The 2343-nt window shown below is 64.5% G+C and carries 2 protein-coding genes; both read right to left on the reverse strand.

Going from position 1 to position 2343, the window contains the following annotated elements; translation table 11 throughout:
- Nucleotides 1–124: 124 nt before the first annotated feature.
- The gene (locus EOA28_RS32640; RefSeq protein ID WP_127251881.1) at nt 125–1300 is read right to left on the reverse strand and encodes an NAD(P)/FAD-dependent oxidoreductase; all 1176 of its coding nucleotides are present in this window, start codon (nt 1298–1300) and stop codon (nt 125–127) included.
- Nucleotides 1301–1435: 135 nt separating this feature from the next.
- Nucleotides 1436–2343 (reverse strand): NAD(P)H-dependent oxidoreductase (locus tag EOA28_RS32645; protein ID WP_128315697.1); only part of this gene is annotated, 908 nt, incomplete at its 5' end.

The raw sequence follows: 2343 nt of genomic DNA on the forward strand, positions 1-2343 counted from the left end.
TTGTCATATCCGATTTCAGGGCTTTCCAGAATTTTGCTTCGAGCTCATCGGGCGTCGGCATCTCGCTTCCTTTCATCAGAGAAAGGCAAACGACCGACCGTCTTGTCTGTTCCTTGTAGCGCGCTCAGCTCTTCAGGCCAGTGATCTTCCTGGCGATCGCCGCGGCCTGGATTGTTGAGTTGGCGAAGCAGCCGCGAATGCTGGGCCGCATGCCGGTGAACCAGAGCCCGGGCAGCTTCGGGTCGTTTGCGGCGCCGTTGAACAGCGGCACGCCCTTGGCGTCGAGCACGCCGAGCTTGCCCAGCATCGGTTCCAGTCCGGTGCGGTAGCCGGTGGCGGCGATGACGATGTCGGGCGCTATTCGCTGGCCATTGTCGAGCACGACGCCGTCGCGCCTGAATTCGCGCAACTGCGGCACGACGATGATGCGCCCGGCCTTGATGGCCTCGACCGCGCCGTCGTCGGCCGCGATCGCGGTATAGTCGGAGCCGAGCCGGCTGGCGCCGCCCGACGGGGCAGGGGGCAGGCCGTATTTCGTCAGATCTCCGAACACCAGGCGCTGCGTTGCCGCCATGACCGCGTCGGCGAGCCATGTGGGCAGGTTGGCCATGAGCGGCGATATGCGGTGCACCGCGATCTTGCCGATGCGCTTGGGCAGCAGCGAAGGTCCGTTGCGCGCCGAAAGCCAGATCTGGCCGGTCTCGACACGGGAAAGATGGTTGAGCGCATCGAAGCCGGAATTGCCGGCGCCGACCACCAGCACCTTCTTGCCGGCATAGTCGCTTGCCTTTCCGAAATCGGCCGAATGGATGATCCTGCCGGAAAAATCGTCCATGCCTGTCCAGGCCGGGATGAAGGGCTGCCGGTCCCGTCCGGTGGCGATCACCACATATCGCGCCGCCTTCAAGCCCTCGCTTGTCCGCAGCAGCCAATGGTCGCCTCGGAATTCGATCTCGTCGACCTCGACCCCGAAGGCGACGGGCAGCCGGTGCGTTTCGGCGAACTCATTGAGATGGCGCGCGACGGCGCTGCGGTGCGGGAACGCCGGTGTCCCCGCCGGATAGGACACGCCTGGCAATGAGGAGAGGTCGCGATGCGTGTTGAGGTGCAGATTGTCGTGGCGGCGGTGCCAGGGTTCGGCCAGCCTCTGCTCGCGCTCCAGGATCCGCGTCGTCACGCCAGCCATGGTCAACGCATGCGCGGCGGCAAGCCCGGCGGCGCCCCCGCCGACGACAATCGTACCGTCCAATATCGCTGGCTTGCCGGCCCCCGACGGCGAGACTTCCGTATCCGCGCTCATTCGTATCTTTGTCGTCGCCATCATGCCATCAAGTGGCACGACCATGTATCCGATGTATGCCGCTCGCAGGCCAAAAGGAATAGGTGCGTGTTGCAAAGCCCCCCGGCATTGTGTCGCGGATTTTGCAAGCGCCGGCTAATGAACCGGGTCGGCATGGCGATGCACCAGCTTGAACGCGCCATCCTCCAGCCGAAACACTTCCGTCACCCGCAAGGTCATCTCGGTCGCCTCGCCGTTCTTGCCGATGCGCGCCTTGGCATGCTGCAAGCCGCTCCAGAACGCCAGATCGCCGCTCGCCGACGCTTGCAGCACCTCGAGGTCGGTGTTGCCGCCTTTGTGGAAGCTTGCGGCATCGCGTTCGTAACGGCCGGCAACCGCTTCGGCGCCTTCGAGATGGTCGCCGCGCGGTGAGAAGAACGTCGCCGGCCCGGCACGGGTGACGATCGCCTTCAGCGAGGCGGCATCGCCATTGACATAGTCTTCGGCGATCTTCTCGCGCTGCTTCATGAAGGCATCGAAGGACGAGCCGGCAGGATGCACCGTCCTGATCCAGCTTTCCAGGCTGGCCATGAAATTTTCGAGGAAGGTGGCGGTGTCGGCATTGGTCCCCGCGCCTTTGCCGTCCAGGATTTCCGCGACATTGCCGATATAGGCCTCCGGCTGCTGCATCACTGGCATGTCGAGGAAGGCGAAGGTTTGTCTCAGCGCATGATTGGCGCCGAAAGCGCCAAGCTTATGCGGTGTGACACTGACGACCCCTGCGGGCAGTCCCTTGAACACGCTCTTGCCCGATGGGCGCGAGCCGACATCAAGCGCGTTCTTCAGGCAGCCGGGGATCGAGCGGTTGTATTCCGGGGTGACGAACAGCACCGCGTCGCATTCGCGCATCGCCGCACGGAAGGCCGACCACGCCGCTGGCGGGTCGTCACCGTCCAGATCCTCGTTGTAGAGCGGCAGGTCGCCGATCTCGATGAAGCGGCAGCGCACCGAATCCGGCGCGCGGGCGGCCAGGGCCTTGGCGATCTTGCGGCTGAAGGACTGGG

Source organism: Mesorhizobium sp. M2A.F.Ca.ET.067.02.1.1 (genome assembly GCF_004023285.1).
In the GTDB taxonomy this organism is placed as follows: Bacteria; Pseudomonadota; Alphaproteobacteria; order Rhizobiales; family Rhizobiaceae; genus Mesorhizobium.

Bases quoted from the DNA above. Each gene is read 5' to 3' on its own strand.
- EOA28_RS32640 (WP_127251881.1), bottom strand. From the start codon at position 1,300: ATGAGCGCGGATACGGAAGTCTCGCCGTCGGGGGCCGGCAAGCCAGCG.